15 protein-coding genes are annotated in these 16,559 nt (G+C 60.2%); 7 read left to right on the plus strand and 8 right to left on the minus strand.

The window, feature by feature from the left end; translation table 11 throughout:
* Nucleotides 1-86: 86 nt before the first annotated feature.
* From AC6I97_RS02175 to dnaA, 8 genes are all read right to left on the minus strand, one after another.
* Nucleotides 87-746: a DUF3566 domain-containing protein gene (locus AC6I97_RS02175; protein ID WP_497943959.1), complete on the minus strand. Its 660-nt coding sequence runs from the start codon at nucleotides 744-746 to the stop codon at nucleotides 87-89.
* Complete coding sequence (gene gyrA, locus AC6I97_RS02180) at nucleotides 743-3,412, minus strand: DNA gyrase subunit A (RefSeq protein WP_224094503.1); 2,670 nt, start codon at nucleotides 3,410-3,412, stop codon at nucleotides 743-745. Before gyrA ends, AC6I97_RS02175 begins: the two co-directional genes overlap by 4 nt.
* Before the next feature lie 60 nt (nucleotides 3,413-3,472).
* Nucleotides 3,473-5,551 (minus strand): DNA topoisomerase (ATP-hydrolyzing) subunit B, encoded by a 2,079-nt coding sequence (gene gyrB / locus AC6I97_RS02185; protein ID WP_224165935.1) that lies wholly within the window; start codon nucleotides 5,549-5,551, stop codon nucleotides 3,473-3,475.
* Between the two features lie 338 nt (nucleotides 5,552-5,889).
* Entirely contained in the window at nucleotides 5,890-6,444 is a 555-nt protein-coding gene (locus AC6I97_RS02190) for a DciA family protein (protein WP_224094502.1), read from the minus strand.
* Nucleotides 6,431-7,624 (minus strand): DNA replication/repair protein RecF, encoded by a 1,194-nt coding sequence (recF, locus tag AC6I97_RS02195; RefSeq protein ID WP_497943960.1) that lies wholly within the window; start codon nucleotides 7,622-7,624, stop codon nucleotides 6,431-6,433. The genes AC6I97_RS02190 and recF overlap by 14 nt, the downstream gene beginning before the upstream one ends.
* A 23-nt stretch (nucleotides 7,625-7,647) precedes the next feature.
* Nucleotides 7,648-8,532, minus strand: coding sequence for a phosphogluconate dehydrogenase (NAD(+)-dependent, decarboxylating) (gene gnd / locus AC6I97_RS02200; protein ID WP_224165933.1), 885 nt, complete (start codon nucleotides 8,530-8,532; stop codon nucleotides 7,648-7,650).
* Between the two features lie 42 nt (nucleotides 8,533-8,574).
* Complete coding sequence (dnaN, locus tag AC6I97_RS02205; RefSeq protein ID WP_309930408.1) at nucleotides 8,575-9,699, minus strand: DNA polymerase III subunit beta; 1,125 nt, start codon at nucleotides 9,697-9,699, stop codon at nucleotides 8,575-8,577.
* A gap of 575 nt (nucleotides 9,700-10,274) precedes the next feature.
* Entirely contained in the window at nucleotides 10,275-11,696 is a 1,422-nt protein-coding gene (dnaA, locus tag AC6I97_RS02210; protein WP_224094500.1) for a chromosomal replication initiator protein DnaA, read from the minus strand.
* A 464-nt stretch (nucleotides 11,697-12,160) separates the two neighbouring features.
* Here dnaA and rpmH point away from each other — a divergent pair, with 464 nt between their 5' ends.
* The 7 genes from rpmH (at nucleotide 12,161) to AC6I97_RS02245 (ending at nucleotide 16,525) form a co-directional block, all read left to right on the plus strand.
* Nucleotides 12,161-12,298, plus strand: a complete 138-nt coding sequence (gene rpmH, locus AC6I97_RS02215; RefSeq protein ID WP_011776797.1) for a 50S ribosomal protein L34 — start codon at nucleotides 12,161-12,163, stop codon at nucleotides 12,296-12,298.
* A 41-nt stretch (nucleotides 12,299-12,339) separates the two neighbouring features.
* On the plus strand, nucleotides 12,340-12,750 hold the full coding sequence (gene rnpA / locus AC6I97_RS02220) for a ribonuclease P protein component (protein WP_309930412.1): 411 nt from the start codon (nucleotides 12,340-12,342) through the stop codon (nucleotides 12,748-12,750).
* Between the two features lie 79 nt (nucleotides 12,751-12,829).
* The gene (gene yidD / locus AC6I97_RS02225) at nucleotides 12,830-13,183 is read left to right on the plus strand and encodes a membrane protein insertion efficiency factor YidD (RefSeq protein ID WP_309930502.1); all 354 of its coding nucleotides are present in this window, start codon (nucleotides 12,830-12,832) and stop codon (nucleotides 13,181-13,183) included.
* 16 nt (nucleotides 13,184-13,199) lie between these two features.
* Nucleotides 13,200-14,174: a membrane protein insertase YidC gene (gene yidC, locus AC6I97_RS02230; RefSeq protein WP_309930414.1), complete on the plus strand. Its 975-nt coding sequence runs from the start codon at nucleotides 13,200-13,202 to the stop codon at nucleotides 14,172-14,174.
* Nucleotides 14,174-14,725: a Jag family protein gene (locus AC6I97_RS02235; protein ID WP_309930416.1), complete on the plus strand. Its 552-nt coding sequence runs from the start codon at nucleotides 14,174-14,176 to the stop codon at nucleotides 14,723-14,725. The genes yidC and AC6I97_RS02235 overlap by 1 nt, the downstream gene beginning before the upstream one ends.
* A 6-nt stretch (nucleotides 14,726-14,731) precedes the next feature.
* A complete protein-coding gene (rsmG, locus tag AC6I97_RS02240) occupies nucleotides 14,732-15,382 on the plus strand; it encodes a 16S rRNA (guanine(527)-N(7))-methyltransferase RsmG (protein WP_224165928.1) in 651 nt (216 codons plus the stop codon).
* A 129-nt stretch (nucleotides 15,383-15,511) separates the two neighbouring features.
* The gene (locus AC6I97_RS02245) at nucleotides 15,512-16,525 is read left to right on the plus strand and encodes a ParA family protein (protein ID WP_396133561.1); all 1,014 of its coding nucleotides are present in this window, start codon (nucleotides 15,512-15,514) and stop codon (nucleotides 16,523-16,525) included.
* Nucleotides 16,526-16,559 lie beyond the last annotated feature (34 nt).

Consider the following 16,559-nt stretch of genomic DNA (forward strand, 5'->3'; position numbering starts at 1 on the left):
TGTACAGCACATCCCGGCCCGATCTCAAATCGAGGCATTCCGGCCGCTGAATCCCACCGTTTTCGGCGTAAATCCGCGGCTTTTTGCTAGTCGTCCGTCAGGGTGACGCCGATGCCGCCAACCAACGTTGCCGAAATGTTATAGAGCACGGCAGAGAGCATCGACAGGGCGGTCAGCAGAACCACATTCACCACGGCAATAATCGTGGCAAAGGAAGCCACCTGGCCAAGTGAAGCGATTTTCTTCAGCTCGAAACCACTGCCTTCGGATCCGGCCAAGGTTCCAAGCAGGCTGTCCACCTGGTTGAAGATGCCTGTGAGATCCAACACAGTCCACAGCACGATCGCGGCGACAACGGTGACGATGCCCAGTGCCACGGACAGCAGGAACGCCATCTTCAACACCGACCACGGGTCAACCTTGCTGACAAGCAGGCGCGCACGACGCACCTTGGCCTTGGGGGCTGGCTTCACAAGTCCCGGGCCGCCCTGGGCAGGGCGTTGACCGGGGGCACCAGCCGGACGCTGCCCGGCTGAAGCGGGGCGTTGTCCAGGAGCTCCTGCTGGTCGCTGGGCCGAGTTGGTGGCAGTTGCCGGCCGGGCTCCGGCAGCTCCGGCACCGGCAGGGCCGGCTCCCGGGCGTTGCTGGGGCCTTGCAGGCGCTCCTGCCTGCGTGCTGCCCGAGGGCTGCCGGAGTCCGCCGGGGACACCTGTGCTCGGCTTGGGATATGAGTCGGAATTACTCACTCGTTACCTCCGGTGTTGTCTTCGTTCAGCTCCGCGCCCGATTCTGTATCCGGGTCCACGTCGTTTTCCGTTTCTGACGTGACGGTCGCCTCAATGGCTCCGTCTTCTGCAGCCAACGTTACGTCATCGTCCTGTCCGTCCTCGGACTCTTCGCCTTCCAAACCGCGTTCGCTGTTGCGGGCGACCTCAATAATGCGGTCGTTCTTGTCGGGCTTGGCAAAGATGACGCCCATGGTGTCACGGCCCTTTGCCGGGACGCCACTCACGGCAGAGCGGACCACCTTGCCGCCCTCCATGACCACCAGGACTTCGTCTTCTTCCTGCACAATCAAGGCGCCGACAAGGTCACCGCGATCCTCCGCGAGCTTGGCAACCTTGATCCCAAGGCCGCCACGGCCCTGCAGACGGTACTCATCCACGGCGGTGCGCTTCGCATAGCCGCCCTCGGTCACAATGAAGACGAAGGAGCCGTCCTGAACCACATCTGCGGCCAGCAGTTCGTCATCTTCACGGAACTTCATACCCGTCACACCGGACGTTGCCCGGCCCATCGGACGAAGGGCATCGTCCGTGGCGGTGAAGCGGATGGACTGGCCCTTGCGTGACACCAGCAGGAGGTCATCAGTTTCACTGACCAGCTGTGCGGAGACGAGTTCGTCACCGTCGCGCAGGTTGATGGCGATGACACCGGCGGTGCGGTTGGTGTCGTAGTCCTCAAGCCTGGTCTTCTTGACCAAACCGTTCTTTGTTGCAAGCACCAGGTAGGGAGCTTGCTGGTAATCGCGAAGATCCAGGACCTGTGCGATGTGCTCATCGGGCTGGAATGCCAGCAGATTTGCTACATGCTGTCCCTTGGCGTCGCGTCCCGCTTCTGCCAGTTCGTAGGCCTTGGCACGGTAAACCCGGCCCAGGTTGGTGAAGAACAACAGCCAGTGGTGCGTGGTGGTCACAAAGAAGTGCTCCACGACGTCGTCGCCGCGCAACTGGGCACCCTTGATGCCCTTACCGCCGCGCTGCTGCGAGCGGTAGTTGTCACTGCGTGTGCGCTTGACGTAACCACCACGGGTAATGGTGACGACCATTTCCTCTTCAGGGATCAGGTCCTCCATGGACATGTCCCCGTCGAAGCCCATGAGAATGTGCGTCCGGCGATCATCGCCGTGCTTTGCAACAATCTCAGCAAGTTCCTCGCTGATGATCTGGCGTTGACGCTCTTCCGAAGCCAAAATCGCGTTGTACTCCTCGATCATGGCTTCGAGTTCGGAGTGACGGTCCTGGATCTTCTGGCGTTCCAAGGCAGCCAAACGGCGCAGCTGCATATCGAGGATTGCGCGGGCCTGGAGTTCATCGATCTCCAGGAGCTCCATGAGTCCCTCGCGGGCTGCCTCTGTGGTGTTGGACGCGCGGATGAGGGCAATAACCTCATCCAGCATGTCCAGCGCCTTGAGGAGTGCACGCAGGATGTGTGCTTCTTCCTCAGCCTTGCGCAAGCGGTAACGCGTCCGGCGGGCGATGACGTCCATCTGGTGTGTCACCCAGTGCCGGATGAAGGCGTCCAGGCTCAAGGTGCGGGGAACGCCGTCGACGATTGCCAGCATGTTCGCTGAGAAGTTGTCCTGAAGCTGCGTGTGCTTGTACAGGTTGTTCAGGACGACCTTGGCCACAGCATCGCGCTTCAGCACGATCACGAGGCGCTGACCGGTGCGGCCCGAGGTTTCATCGCGGAGGTCCGCGATGCCTTGGATCTTGCCGTCCTTGACCAGTTCGGCGATCTTGATGGCCAGGTTGTCCGGGTTGGCCTGGTAAGGCAGTTCGGTGACCACCAGGCAGGTGCGGCCCTGGAGTTCTTCCACGTTGACCACTGCGCGCATTGTGATGGAGCCACGGCCAGTGCGGTAGGCGTCTTCGATGCCCTTGTGGCCGAGGATGGTGGCACCTGTGGGAAAGTCCGGTCCCTTGATCCGCTGCAGGAGCGCCTCAAGGAGTTCCTCCCGTGAAGCGGTGGGGTTGTCGAGGGCCCACTGCACGCCTTCGGCAACCTCGCGCAGGTTGTGCGGCGGAATGTTGGTGGCCATACCCACCGCGATACCGGAGGAACCATTCACCAGCAGGTTCGGGAAACGCGCTGGCAGGATGGTGGGTTCCTGGTTCTTGCCGTCGTAGTTGTCCTGGAAGTCGACGGTTTCTTCGTCGATGTCGCGGACCATTTCCATGGCCAGTTGGGCCATCTTGGTTTCGGTATAACGGGGAGCAGCAGCGCCGTCGTTGCCGGGGGAACCGAAGTTGCCCTGGCCCAGGGCCAGGGGGTAACGCATGGTCCAGTCCTGGATCAAGCGGACCAGGGCGTCGTAGATCGCCATATCACCGTGAGGGTGATAGGTACCCATGACGTCACCCACAACACGGGCGCACTTGTTGAAGGAGCGGTCAGGACGGTAGCCGCCGTCGAACATCGCGTACAGAACGCGGCGGTGCACCGGCTTGAGGCCATCGCGGACGTCCGGGAGCGCGCGCCCAACGATAACGGCCATGGCGTAGTCCAGGTAGGAGCGCTGCATTTCAGTCTGCAGGTCCACCTGCTCGACGCGGTCAGTCAGCACATCGCCTTCAAGGATGAGGTCGTCGACGGTGGGTTCCGCCGGGACTTCGGGAGTTTCGTCACTCATAGTCTAAGTTTTCCGTTTCAGGTATATGTCAGCTCTGGAATATCTACGCCTTGTAAGGCACTAGATATCCAGGAACCTGACGTCCTTGGCGTTCTGCTGGATGAAGTTACGGCGCGATTCGACGTCCTCGCCCATCAGTACCGAGAAGGTCTGATCGGCAGCCAGGGCATCGTCCATGGTGACCTGCAAAAGAGTGCGGCGGTCCGGGTCCATGGTGGTGTCCCACAACTCGGTGTAGTCCATTTCACCAAGACCCTTGTAACGCTGGATTCCGTTGTCCTTGGGAAGGCGCTTGTTCATGGCCGCCCCCTTGCGGATGGTGTCGTCCCGTTCGCGATCGCTAAAGACGTAGTCGTGGGCGGCGTTGGACCATTTGATGCGGTACAGCGGCGGCTGCGCAAGGTAGACGTACCCGTTCTCGATCAGCGGGCGCATGTAGCGGAACAAGAGCGTCATCAACAGCGTGGTGATGTGCTGGCCGTCAACATCGGCGTCTGCCATCAGGACGATCTTGTGATAGCGCAGCTTGGCGATATCGAAATCTTCGCCAATGCCGGTGCCGAAGGCTGTAATCATGGACTGGACTTCGGCATTGCCGAGTGCCTTGTCCAGGCGAGCACGTTCCACGTTAAGGATCTTGCCCCGCAACGGCAGGATGGCTTGAGTTTCGGGGTTGCGTCCCCGCTTGGCCGAGCCACCTGCGGAGTCACCCTCCACCAGATAGACCTCGCAACGCGAAGGATCCTTGGAAGAGCAGTCGGACAACTTGCCCGGCATGCCGAAGGATTCCAGCGGGCTCTTGCGGCGGGCATTATCGCGCGCCTTGCGGGCAGCCATACGTGCCTGCGCAGCGGAAATGGCCTTCCGGATGACGTCACGGGCGGGTCCGGGGTTGCGCTCCAACCAGTCGCCCAACTGGTCCGTGACAACGCGCTGGACGAAGCCCTTGACCTCTGAGTTGCCCAGTTTGGTCTTGGTCTGGCCTTCAAACTGCGGCTCGGAAAGCTTGACCGAAATGACGGCCGTCAGACCTTCACGGATGTCATCACCGGTAAGGTTGTCTTCTTTTTCCTTGATGATGCTTTTCTCCCGCGCGTAACGGTTGATCAGCGAGGTCATCGCAGCGCGGAAACCTTCTTCGTGGGTTCCGCCCTCGTGGGTGTTGATGGTGTTCGCGTATGTGTGGACACTTTCGGAGTACGCGGTTGTCCACTGCATGGCGACCTCGACGGCGATGTGGCGCTCAGTGTCTTCGGTTTCGAACGCGATGACGTCCTCGTGGACGATCTCCACCTTCTTGCTTGAGTTCAGGTGCTTGACGTAGTCCAACAAGCCGTCCGGGTACTGGTAGACCACTGTGCGGTGCTCGGCGGCAACTTCACCTTCGGTGGCGACGGCGTCGAGATCCAGATCGTCCTCACCTTCCCGGGCTACGGGACGTTCGTCGGTCAGGGTGATCCGCAGGCCCTTGTTGAGGAAGGCCATCTGCTGGAAGCGCGCACGGAGCGTCTCGAAGTCGAATTCGGTGCTCTCGAAGATGGTGCCGTCAGGGTAGAACGTCTGTGACGTCCCTGTTTGGTCCGTCTCTTCTCCCTTGACGAGTTCGCCCTGGGGCTTGCCGCCGTCTGCGAATGACATGCGCCAGACGTGGCCCTGGCGCCGGACTTCCGTGTTCACCCGGCGGGACAGTGCGTTCACCACAGAGATACCCACGCCGTGAAGACCACCGGAAACCGCGTAACCGCCGCCGCCAAACTTACCGCCGGCGTGCAGGATGGTCATCACGACTTCGACGGTGGGCTTGCCCTCGGTGGGGTGGATGTCAACAGGGATGCCGCGGCCGTCGTCAACAACCTGGACACCGCCGTCTGCGCGGAGCGTAACTTCAATGTGTGTGCAGAATCCGGCCAGAGCTTCATCGACAGAGTTATCCACCACTTCATAGACCAAGTGGTGCAAACCGCGCGGACCGGTGGAACCGATGTACATACCGGGACGCTTGCGTACCGCTTCAAGGCCCTCCAGGACAGTGATGTCGCTGGCACCATACTCCCTGGGGGTTTCCGCGGGCGTGTCAGGCTTAGGAACAGTGTCCTCTTCGGGCTCTACTGCCAAGGTCTCTGCATTGTCGTTAGCCACAGGCGCTTTCGACTCCTCTGTATTCGATGACGGCCGTTCCCCTTGAAGGCTGCGGCAAACCGAGGCCTTCAACGAGCACGTGACTGATTGCGCCGATTACTCCGACGAAGAGGGCCCTGGAACCCACGAAAGTGTTTCCAGGACCCCGACGACGTTTCACCGGCGCTCAGTGATCTACGCCAATTCTATCGTGGAAATGCCGGAATCCTTGCAAATACGGGGGCAGCCGAGAGCTGAATGTGCCTATGGGAGGCCACTGGCCCTATCTGAAACGGCCCTACGGTGGTCCTGATGGGGGCCTATACGACTCGGGGGCGTTGAAACGCCCTGCACGCCGTTTAGCCGTACGTATCCCGGGGTCCCCGACCGTTGACGCTGCGCCCACCTTTGCGCCAACTTGGCGCAGACGGACCGAGCACGTGGATGCTGGTCACCACGCCTTCCCCTAGTTCATTCCGGAACATCTCCAGCAGGCTTGTACTGAGCAATCGCAATTGGGTTGCCCATGCCGTGGAGTCGCAACGGACATGAAGTGTGGTGTCAGTAAAGCTCTCCGGCGTGCAGTGCGCAGAAATGTCCGCGCCCACCAACGTTTCCCACTCGGCCATGACCGAGCCAACGGCAACGGGCGACGTCCAACCACGTTCTGCCACCAACCGGCCAACGACCTTCCCCAGGCCCAACGGGTCACGTCCGGTCCCATGGAACTGGGTAAAACCCCTGGTGTCGCGAAGGCCCTTGCGTTTAGGCGCGGATCCGGGGCGGGGAGCCCGCTGCCTGACTTCGCCTCGGGCCGCTGCGGCCTCACGCATCCGGTTCAGCGCGGCTTGGGCAGCATCGATTTCGTCCGGATCGCGGCCGGGTTGAAGTCCGTCGGGGCTATCCTTCGCCATCGATGCCTCCCGGAACAACGGTTATACGCCGCCCGGCCAGCTCCTCGGGAATATCGGCGATGACGGCGGCCGTGACCAGTACCTGTTCGGCACCGGCCACTATTGCTGCCAGTTTACGCCGGCGCTGGACATCGAGTTCTGCAAAGACATCGTCAAGAATGAGGATCGGCGCGGTACCGCCGGTACGGGCATCATCCAGCATGACGTAGTAGGAAGCGAGCCGCAGTGACAAGCACATGGACCACGTTTCACCGTGCGAAGCGTAGCCCTTGGCCGGTGCTTGCCCAAGCACAAGCTCCAATTCGTCCCGGTGCGGGCCCACCAGGGAGATGCCCCGCTCCAGTTCCTTCTTGCGGGAGGCGGCGAAAGCCTGGACGTAGCGCTCAGTGAGTTCGTCAACCGACAACAGCCTGAGGTCCTCGCCCGACGCCGAAGGTTCTGTTGGGCGATCGGCCGGCCCGCCGTCGTCGTCCAGTACGCCCTGGATGGTTGAGCGGTACACCGCGCCGGCGTCTTTTGAACCGTCAGTTAGCTGCGTGTAGGCACTGTTCAGGTGCGGGCGGAGCCGTTCCACAAGTTCCAGCCGCGCATGCAGGAGTTCTGCACCGGCGCGGGCCATATGCTGGTCCCAAACATCCAGCGTGGCCTCATGGCCTGCAGTAAATTTGCCCGTCCGGGCCGATTTCAGCAGGGCGTTGCGTTGCTTCAACACTCTGTCGTAGTCGCTGCGGGTGGCCGCGTGGCGCGGAATCAGGCTAACCAGGAGCTCGTCAAGGAAGCGTCTGCGGTTGGAGGGATCGCCCTTGACCAGCGCCAAGTCCTCAGGCGCAAAGAGGACTGTCTGGCAGATGCCCAAAATGTCCCTGGCACGCACCGGGTTTCCGCGATTTATCCGGCCGCGGTTTGCCCGGCCTGCATTAATTTCCACCTCGATAACCGTGGACTGCTCGCCGCGCACCAACTTTGCCCTGATCATTGCGCGTTCGGCGCCGAAGCGAAGGAGTGGGGCATCCGTACTGACACGGTGCGAGCTCAGGGTTGCCAAATATCCGATGGCTTCCATGAGGTTGGTCTTACCGATCCCGTTCGAACCCACCAGGACAGTAACCCCGGGGCCGAGCTTCAGGTCAACCTGTGCGTAGCTGCGGAAATCGGTCAGCGAAAGATGTTCAAGATACACGCCGTCTGCTGGACTCCTGCGGCCTAGTTGGCCGGACGTGTGGCGTGTCCGCCAAACTGGTGGCGCAACGCTGAAACCATCTTCATGGCCGGTGAGTTGTCTTCGCGGGAAGAGAACCGGGCAAAGAGGGCCGCTGTGATGGCCGGTGCCGGAACAGCGTTGGCAATTGCCTCTTCCACAGTCCAACGGCCTTCGCCGGAGTCTTCCACGTAGTCATCGATCGAGGCCAGTCCCGGATCCTCGTCGAGTGCTTTGACCATGAGATCCAGAAGCCAGGAGCGCACGACGGTTCCTTTTTGCCAGGCCCGGAAGGTTCCTGGAAGATCCTTCACGATGTCCTTGGCCGCCAGCAATTCATAACCCTCGGCATAGGCTTGCATGAGCCCGTACTCGATGCCGTTGTGAACCATCTTGGCGTAGTGGCCGGCTCCAACCCCGCCTACGTGGACGAAGCTGTCGGCTCGTTCGCCTTCAGGGCGGAGGGCATCGAAGACCGGCATGGCCAGTTCGATGTCTTCCTCAGCGCCGCCAGCCATGAGCCCGTAACCGTTCTGCAGGCCCCAAACACCGCCGGAAACCCCGCAGTCCGCGAAGCGGATGCCTTTTTCAGCGAGTGCAGCAGCGTGTTTCTGGTCCTCAGTGAAACGTGAGTTGCCGCCGTCGATGACCAAGTCGCCCGGGCTGAGCTTTTCGCCGAGTTCGGTGATCACGGCATCGGTGATGTCGCCTGACGGAACCATGACCCAAACGAGCTTGGGAGAGGGCAGGGCAGCAATCAGGTCGTCCACGGAAGCGACGTCTGTCACATCGGGGTTACGGTCGAATCCAGTTACTTCGATGCCACCGTTCCGCATGCGTTCCCGCATGTTGAAACCCATTTTTCCAAGGCCGATCAGTCCGATGTGCACGGGGGGAACTCTTTTCTGCGCTAGTGGATAGGTGGCGGATCGCTAGTTTGGAAGGCGAACCGGCATCACGAGGTAGCGGTAGTCATCCTGGTCTTCGCCATCAGCCTCAGCCTGGGCCGTGATCATGGCTGGTTTGGGGGCGGTGGTGAAGGAGAACCGAACGTACTTCGTCTCGATGACGCTCAAGCCTTCAACGAGGTAGTGCGGATTGAAGGCGACCGTGATGTCCTCGCCGGAGAGCTGGGCTTCCAGTTCTTCGGACGCCTGCGCATCTTCGCCCGTACCGGCGTCGAGGTTCAGCAGACCCTGGCTGAAGGCCAGGCGGACGGGTGTGTTGCGTTCGGCCACAAGCGACACACGACGAACCGCTTCAACGAGTTCTTGTGTTTGGACCGTTGCGTGGATGGGTGTGGAGTCCGGAAAGAGCGAGCGGATTTTGGGGTAGTCGCCATCCACCAGCAGGGACGTGGTGGTTCGGCCTCCACTTTCGAAGCCGATCAGGCGGCTGTCGTCGTCAGCGAGGGCAAGGTTGATGTCGCCACTGCCGCCGAGGGTCTTTGCCACCTCGTTCAGCGTCTTCGACTTGACCAGCGCGCTGGTGGAAATGCCCGGAGTTACGGGTTTCCACGGGACTTCGCGCATGGCGAGGCGGTAGCGGTCCGTAGCGAGGAGAGTGATCATGTCATCCTCGATTTCCATGCGCACGCCGGTGAGGATCGGCAGGGTGTCGTCCTTGCTGGCAGCGATGATCACCTGGGAAACAGCCTGTGCGAAGGCGTCACCTGGCAAAGTGCCGCTGATGGCTGGCAACGCCGGAAGGGCCGGGTACTCCGCCTCAGGCATCGTAGCCAGGTGGAAACTGCTGCGCCGGCAGGTGAGGGTGACTTTGCTCCCGTCGGTTTCAACTTCCACGGGAGCTGAGGGCAGGCTGCGGCAAATGTCTGCCAGGAGACGGCCGGACACCAGAATGGTGCCCTCCGTGGTGATATCCGCCGGGATCTCAAGGCGGGCTGATGTTTCGTAGTCGAAGCTCGAAAGGCTTACCGTTCCTGCCTCGGCTTTGAGGAGGAGGCCGGAAAGCACAGGTACGGGCGGCCGCGGAGACAACGACCGCGCGGTCCACGTAACGGCTTCTGCCAGGACGTCGCGGTCGACTCTGAACTTCACGGAAGGGTGCCGCCTTTCATTGCTGCTGCCAAGTAGTAGCTGCGGATCCCTGCCTGGAACCCGCCAAACCTTTGCTGTCCGATACCGGAACCTGCATGGTTCGCACTCAAGCGAACTACAAACAGACCCAAGGATGGGAGCGCTGCTGACAGCTTAGCCGGAAGATCCGCGATTAACCCATCCCCGGCAGCACTCACCCCTCGTATGTGGATAGCCGGAGGCTGGCCATCGATGGGGTTGATTGGTCTGCCGGCGGCAGACCGGTGTGGCGCAGAACGAGATTGTTATTTGAGGGATTTCAATTTTTTGGGATTCGTAGTGTTAATAACTGCTGTGGAAACTGTGGATAACAGGATCTGGCCGCGCGGTTCCGGGGTTAAGCCCTGTTCACGGATTGTGCGTTAACTGGGTTTTAAACAGGGTGTGGATGGGGACAACTCCCAACCCGGTTTTTAACGATCCACAGATGCCTTAAGGGTTTTAAGCCCATTAACCGCGCTTGTCCCCTTAAGTATCCACAGGGTTATCCACACGCACCTGTTAATAAGGTATGTAGTGCGCGGCCGGATGTGGATTCAGGAGTCCCGCTGCTGCTGCTTGATGCGGTTTGTGAGTTCCGTGACCTGGTTGTAGATCACACGACGCTCGGCCATCAGCTCACGGATCTTGCGGTCGGCGTGGATGACCGTGGTGTGGTCTCGTCCGCCGAGCTCCTGTCCGATCTTCGGCAAGGACATGTCAGTGAGTTCGCGGCAGAGGTACATCGCGATCTGGCGGGCGGTGACAAGCGTGCGGGTACGGGACTTGCTGCAAAGCTCTTCCATGCTGAGCTTGAAGTAGTCAGCCGTCTGGTCCAGGATCTGCTTCGCCGTGATCTCCTGGGCGCCGTCGTCCGTGATGAGGTCCTTGAGGACCATCTCGGCGAGGGCCACGTCCACCGGCTGTCGGTTCAGGCTCGCAAAGGCAGTGACGCGGATCAGGGCACCTTCAAGTTCCCGGATGTTGCTCGAGATCTTGGAAGCGATGTACTCCAGGGCGTCGTCCGGTGCGGACAGTCCTTCGCTGAGGCCCTTCTTGCGGAGGATGGCAATGCGGGTTTCAAGTTCCGGCGGCTGGATGTCCGTCAGCAGGCCCCACTCGAAACGGGAGGTCATCCGGTCCTCGAAGCCCGCCAACATCTTGGGAGGCTGGTCGGAGGTAATGACCACCTGCTTGTTGGCGTTGTGCAGGGCGTTGAACGTGTGGAAGAACTCCTCCTGGGTCCGGTCTTTACCCGCCAGGAACTGGATGTCGTCGATAAGCAGCACATCCACGTTTCGGTACGTGGTCTTGAAGCTGGTGCCTTCGTCATCGCGGATCGAGTTGATGAAGTCGTTGGTGAACTCTTCGGAGTTGACATACCGTACGCGGATTCCGCTGTAGAGGCGACGGGCATAGTGGCCGATCGCGTGAAGGAGGTGCGTCTTGCCGAGCCCGGAGTCGCCATAAATGAACAACGGGTTGTAGGCCTTGGCCGGGGCCTCGGCTACTGCAACCGCGGCCGCGTGGGCGAAGCGGTTGGAGGAACCGATCACGAAGGTGTCGAAGATGTACTTCGGGTTTAGCCGGCCGAATTCATGTGAGGTGCTGGGCGGTGTCGGCTGAGGCTTCGGTTCAGCGGCCAGGTCCGGCATCGTGGAAAGCTCGACGGCGGGTTCCGGCTCTTCGTGAATGGGCACCAGATCGGTGTCAACGTCGATCGCGCAACGGATGTCATCGGAAAAGACGCTGCGGAGGGCGTCGTCAAGGGCGTCCTTGACCTGCGTCTGCAGGACTTCCCGGGTGAGCTCGTTGGGAACGGCGACCAGAAGCGTGGAGCCGATGAGCCCTTGGGCCTGGGCGAGGATGACGAAACCGCGCTGGCGGGGTGTGACCCGGTCGTCCTGTTCCAGAAGGCTAAGCACCCTGCGCCAGGAACTTCCGACAGTATTGGCGTGGTTGGCTTCGTCTACTGTCATCAATCAGTTCCTAAATACTTGCTTGCCGGCGTTGCTGGCAGCCGAAGTGTCTCCGACTGGCGATGTTTCCGGGGTTAATCCACAGAGTTATGCACAGCGGGTGGACAATGGGCTACTGAGCCACTCTAGGGGATGGAATCGCTAGAAGATAGCTGGGAAGTTGCTTGTGGATAATTACACCGTTGTGGTTCTGATTTGGGCCTTGTGAGCCACTTCATCCACAGGCTGTGAAGCGTCCGTTGACACAGCTGTGGATAGCGGCAGGAATGGCTCCCGGTTTGACTGAGGGTGCCTTTTTGCCCTAACGTTGTGAAGTCCTTTGTGTCCGCTTTTGTGATCAGCTGCATCGACGTACGTTTATCGTGCGGCAGGCAGCGGCGGCAGGCACATACAAAACTTAGCGTCGGCCAGTTCTTCCCCTTTTGATCGGGTGGGCGCACCTTTGATCCACTGGAGTAACTAACGTGAGCAAGCGGACTTTTCAGCCGAATAACCGCCGTCGGGCCAAGAAGCACGGCTTCCGCCTTCGTATGCGCACCCGTGCCGGCCGCGCCATCCTGGCTGCACGTCGCGGCAAGGGCCGCGTCGAACTGTCGGCGTAAATAACTGACTTGTCGGTCAGGGTCTTTTTGCGGGTTCGACGGTGCTAGCCACCCCTAACCGTCTGCGGACGTCTACCGACTTTTCAACAACTGTACGTTCCGGCGTCCGCAATGGACGCCGGAACTTAGTGTTATATACGGCCCCTATCGGGGCCGCGGAGCCGAGTCGAATCGGCTTCATTGTCTCCAAAGCCGTCGGGAACGCCGTGACCAGGAACCTCGTTAAGAGGAGACTGAGAGAAGCAGGCGCACTGTCCTTGCACACGCATGGAACGGGCCTGGCGGTCGTGGTCCGGGCACTGCCCGCAGCTGCATCTGCCAGCTGGGAGCAACTGCTCTCGGATTACAACGCCGCATTGGCAGTGACGACGAAGCGACTGGGTGGATCACTTCCACGCAGCGCTTCGCCAGAACACAACGGCACCACAAGGGAAGGGACACCGCGTGCATGACATAAGCACCGCCGTCGTTCCTTCCCCAGGTGACCCCGCTGGTTTAAGCGAGCCCGTCGGCAAGGTTCCCCACGGCAACCTGTGGGTGGTGGTAGGTAAGTTCGTCTGGGACCTGCCCCGAAATATCCTGATTCTCCTGCTGAAGATGTACCGAAAGGTCATTTCACCCCTGTACGGCCAGGTTTGCCGTTTCTTTCCGTCCTGCTCGGCGTATGCCCTGGAAGCGGTGACGGTGCACGGCGCCATGAAGGGTAGCTGGCTCGCAGCCAAGAGGCTCGCCAAATGCCATCCTTGGAATGCTGGCGGAGTGGACCATGTCCCCGCCGGCCATCGTCATTGGCCGCAAGGCCAGACGCCCACAATTGTTGTACTGAACAACCCGGACCAGTTCCTGGCTGCTCAGGCTGATGAAGAAGGCCGCACTGCGGCCTAACGAATAGGGATATCGTATGGACTTCTTTGGAACGATCATGTTTCCGTTCAAGTGGTTGGTGTCAATCATCATGGTTGGCTTCCACGACGGACTGAGCTTCATCGGCCTGCCAGCCGCCAATGGCTGGACGTGGACGCTGTCGATCATCGGCCTGGTGCTGGTGATTCGTGCCGCCCTGATTCCTGTGTTCGTCAAGCAGATCAAGGCCCAGCGGGGCATGCAGCTGCTTCAGCCTGACTTGAAAAAGCTGCAGACCAAGTACAAGGGCAAGACCGATCAGCTCTCCCGCCAGGCCATGGCACAGGAGCAGATGGCCCTGTACAAGAAGCACGGCACCAACCCGTTCTCCGCGTGCTTGCCCATGCTGATCCAGATGCCGTTCTTCTTCGCCCTGTTCCAGGTGCTGTCTGGTATTTCGACTGCCAAGAACGCTGGTGAAGGCATTGGTGCGCTGAGCCACGATCAGGTTGTTCAGTTCGATCAGTCCAGCATCTTTGGCGCCCCGCTGTCGGCATCATTGCTCCACGGCGGCGCCCCTGGTAGCGAAGTTGCCGTCTGGACGCTTTCCATCATCATGATTCTCGCCATGACTGCCTCGCAGTTCATTACGCAGAAGCAGATCATGGCCAAGAACATGTCCGAGGAAGCTCTGGCCAGCCCGTTCATGCGGCAGCAGAAGATGATGCTCTACATCCTGCCGCTCGTATTCGGTATCGGTGGCATCAACTTCCCCATCGGTGTCCTGATCTACTGGACCACCACCAACCTCTGGACCATGGGACAGCAATTCTTCGTTATCCGCCGCATGCCCACACCTGGCTCGCCCGCCGCGAAGGCACTGGAAGAGCGCCGCGCCGCGAAGGGCCTGCCTCCGCTGCTGGGTGGCAAGAAGAAGGACGACGACGACGCCGAGGCTGCCGCGGCTGCTGCTGCAGCCGAGATCAGGGCCCAGCGCGTCCAGCCACAACGTAAGAACAGGAAGAAGAAGTAATGTCTGCTGAGAGCACTGAAGATGTAACTGCCGCCGAGACTGAGGAACAGGACGACACCCAGGAAGAGTCGCTGTCCAAGACAGCCAGCCGTCTGGAAGAGGAGGGCGACATTGCTGCCGACTACCTCGAGGAACTTCTTGATATCGCTGACATTGATGGCGACATTGACATTGAGGTCCGGAACGGTCGTACCTACATCTCCATCGGAACCGATGAAGAGTCCGCTGCCCTGGATAGCCTTGTAGGTCGCGACGGTGAAGTCCTCGAAGCCCTGCAGGAACTGACCCGTCTGTCCGTCCTTTCCGCGACTGAAAGCCGGTCCCGTTTGGTGTTGGACATCAACGGTTACCGCAAGGAACGTGCCGGCGTACTTCAGCAGATCGCCGAAGACGCCGTTGCCAAGGTCAAGGAATCCGGTGGGACCGTTGCCCTTGAGCCTATGAGCGCCTATGAGCGCAAGATCGTTCACGACGCCGTCGCTGACCTCGGATTCGTCTCTGAATCCGAGGGCGAGGGCGCCGGCCGTCACATCGTGGTCTCGGCTGACTAGCAGCTCATGGTTGAAATTACCGCAACTGAACTGCAGGCAGCAGAGAAGATCTTTGGGGAGCGCTTGGATCTCGCCAAGCGCTATGTAGAACATTTGGCTACCTCCGGAACCGAACGTGGGCTGATTGGTCCTCGTGAGATCCCCCGCTTGTGGAGCCGCCACGTCCTGAACTGTGCAGTCATCGAGTCAGCCATTGCCATGGACAGCCACGTGGCAGACGTTGGGTCCGGTGCCGGACTTCCTGGGCTGTGCCTTGCAATTGCCCGCCCAGACCTTGAATTGACTTTGATTGAACCTCTGGAGCGTCGAGTCATCTGGCTTCAGGAAGTCGTGGACGACCTTGGCCTGGACAATGTGACCATTATGCGAACCCGCGCTGAACTGGCCGTGGGATTGGTGGACGCAGACGTCGTTACGGCACGCGCAGTTTCTGCGCTTTCCAACCTGGCTGGCCTGACTATCCCCCTGCTGAAGGGCAAGGGGGAGGTTGTGGCAATCAAGGGCCGCAGCGCTGCCGAAGAAATTGAGAAGGCCAAGAAGGTTATCCGTAAACTTGGCGGCGTGGAAACGTCCGTTGTGGTTTGTGGACAGGAGCTTTTGGAGGAACCCACCACCGTGGTGAGGATCATCGTCAACAAGCCCGGAAAGACGGGCTAGTCGCCGCTCGGTTTCCCGCGTGTCGGCGGCTGAGCAGTTAGGCTAGAGAACGGCAGCAAGCGCCGAATGAGAGTGAGAGTGTGACCAGTGGGCAGTAGCGAAACCTCCACGCAACGGATCCCCCCCTTTATGTCCTTGGGGTCCGCGCGGGCCATGGCCACACCTTCGGCATCACTTCAATCCGCCATTGTGCGAACGAATTCAGTTGATAATGCTGCAGTTTCACGTGAAACGCTGACGGATGAGGTTCACAACGTGATGGACTCCATCGATGATTCGAGCCCTATCGCTCGCCAACTGGCCAACGAGACGCGCCGGCGCGAGCGGCTGATTGGACGCGAACTCCCTAAACCTGATCGGACCCGGATTTTCACGGTCTCCAATCAGAAGGGTGGCGTTGGCAAGACGACCACCACCGTCAACATTGCCGCTGCACTGGCGTCTGCAGGACTCAACGTTCTGGTCATTGACATTGATCCCCAGGGAAATGCATCTACAGCCCTGGGCATTGAGCATCACGCAGATGTCGACAGCATCTACGACGTCCTGATCAACGACCTCCCGCTGAAAGATGTAGTGGCTCCGTGCCCTGACATTCCCAACCTCATCTGCGCCCCGGCGACGATCCACCTGGCTGGCGCGGAAATCGAGTTGGTTTCATTGGTGGCCCGCGAACAGAGGCTTCGCCGCGCCATAGATGTCTACTCCAAAGAGCGCGAGAAAAACGGTGAGGGACGTTTGGACTTCATCTTTATCGACTGCCCTCCGAGCCTGGGTCTGTTGACTGTCAATGCGTTCTGCGCCGCCAGCGAAGTCCTGATTCCCATCCAGTGCGAGTACTACGCCTTGGAGGGCTTGAGCCAGCTCCTGAAGAACATCGAGATGATCCAGAAGCACCTCAATGCTGACCTGGTGGTTTCGACGATTCTCCTGACCATGTACGACGGCCGAACCAACCTCGCGGCACAGGTTGCGTCCGAGGTCCGCCAACACTTCCCTCAACAGGTCCTGAGCGCTGTGGTTCCCCGCTCGGTACGCATCTCTGAAGCGCCGAGCTACCAGCAGACTGTCATGACCTATGATCCTTCATCGAGCGGCGCGCTGTCCTACATGGAAGCCGCTGCCGAAATCGCTGAACGCTAGAATTCTTGAAACACTGCAACAGCCTGGGCGGGTC

The sequence above is a fragment of the Arthrobacter sp. TmtSoilC48 genome (assembly GCF_059739425.1).

Bases quoted from the DNA above. Each gene is read 5' to 3' on its own strand.
- gyrA (WP_224094503.1), bottom strand. From the start codon at position 3,412: ATGAGTGACGAAACTCCCGAAGTCCCGGCGGAACCCACCGTCGACGAC.
- AC6I97_RS02190 (WP_224094502.1), bottom strand. From the start codon at position 6,444: ATGGCGAAGGATAGCCCCGACGGACTTCAACCCGGCCGCGATCCGGAC.
- dnaA (WP_224094500.1), bottom strand. From the start codon at position 11,696: ATGACAGTAGACGAAGCCAACCACGCCAATACTGTCGGAAGTTCCTGG.
- yidC (WP_309930414.1), top strand. From the start codon at position 13,200: ATGGACTTCTTTGGAACGATCATGTTTCCGTTCAAGTGGTTGGTGTCA.
- AC6I97_RS02235 (WP_309930416.1), top strand. From the start codon at position 14,174: ATGTCTGCTGAGAGCACTGAAGATGTAACTGCCGCCGAGACTGAGGAA.
- rsmG (WP_224165928.1), top strand. From the start codon at position 14,732: ATGGTTGAAATTACCGCAACTGAACTGCAGGCAGCAGAGAAGATCTTT.
- AC6I97_RS02245 (WP_396133561.1), top strand. From the start codon at position 15,512: ATGTCCTTGGGGTCCGCGCGGGCCATGGCCACACCTTCGGCATCACTT.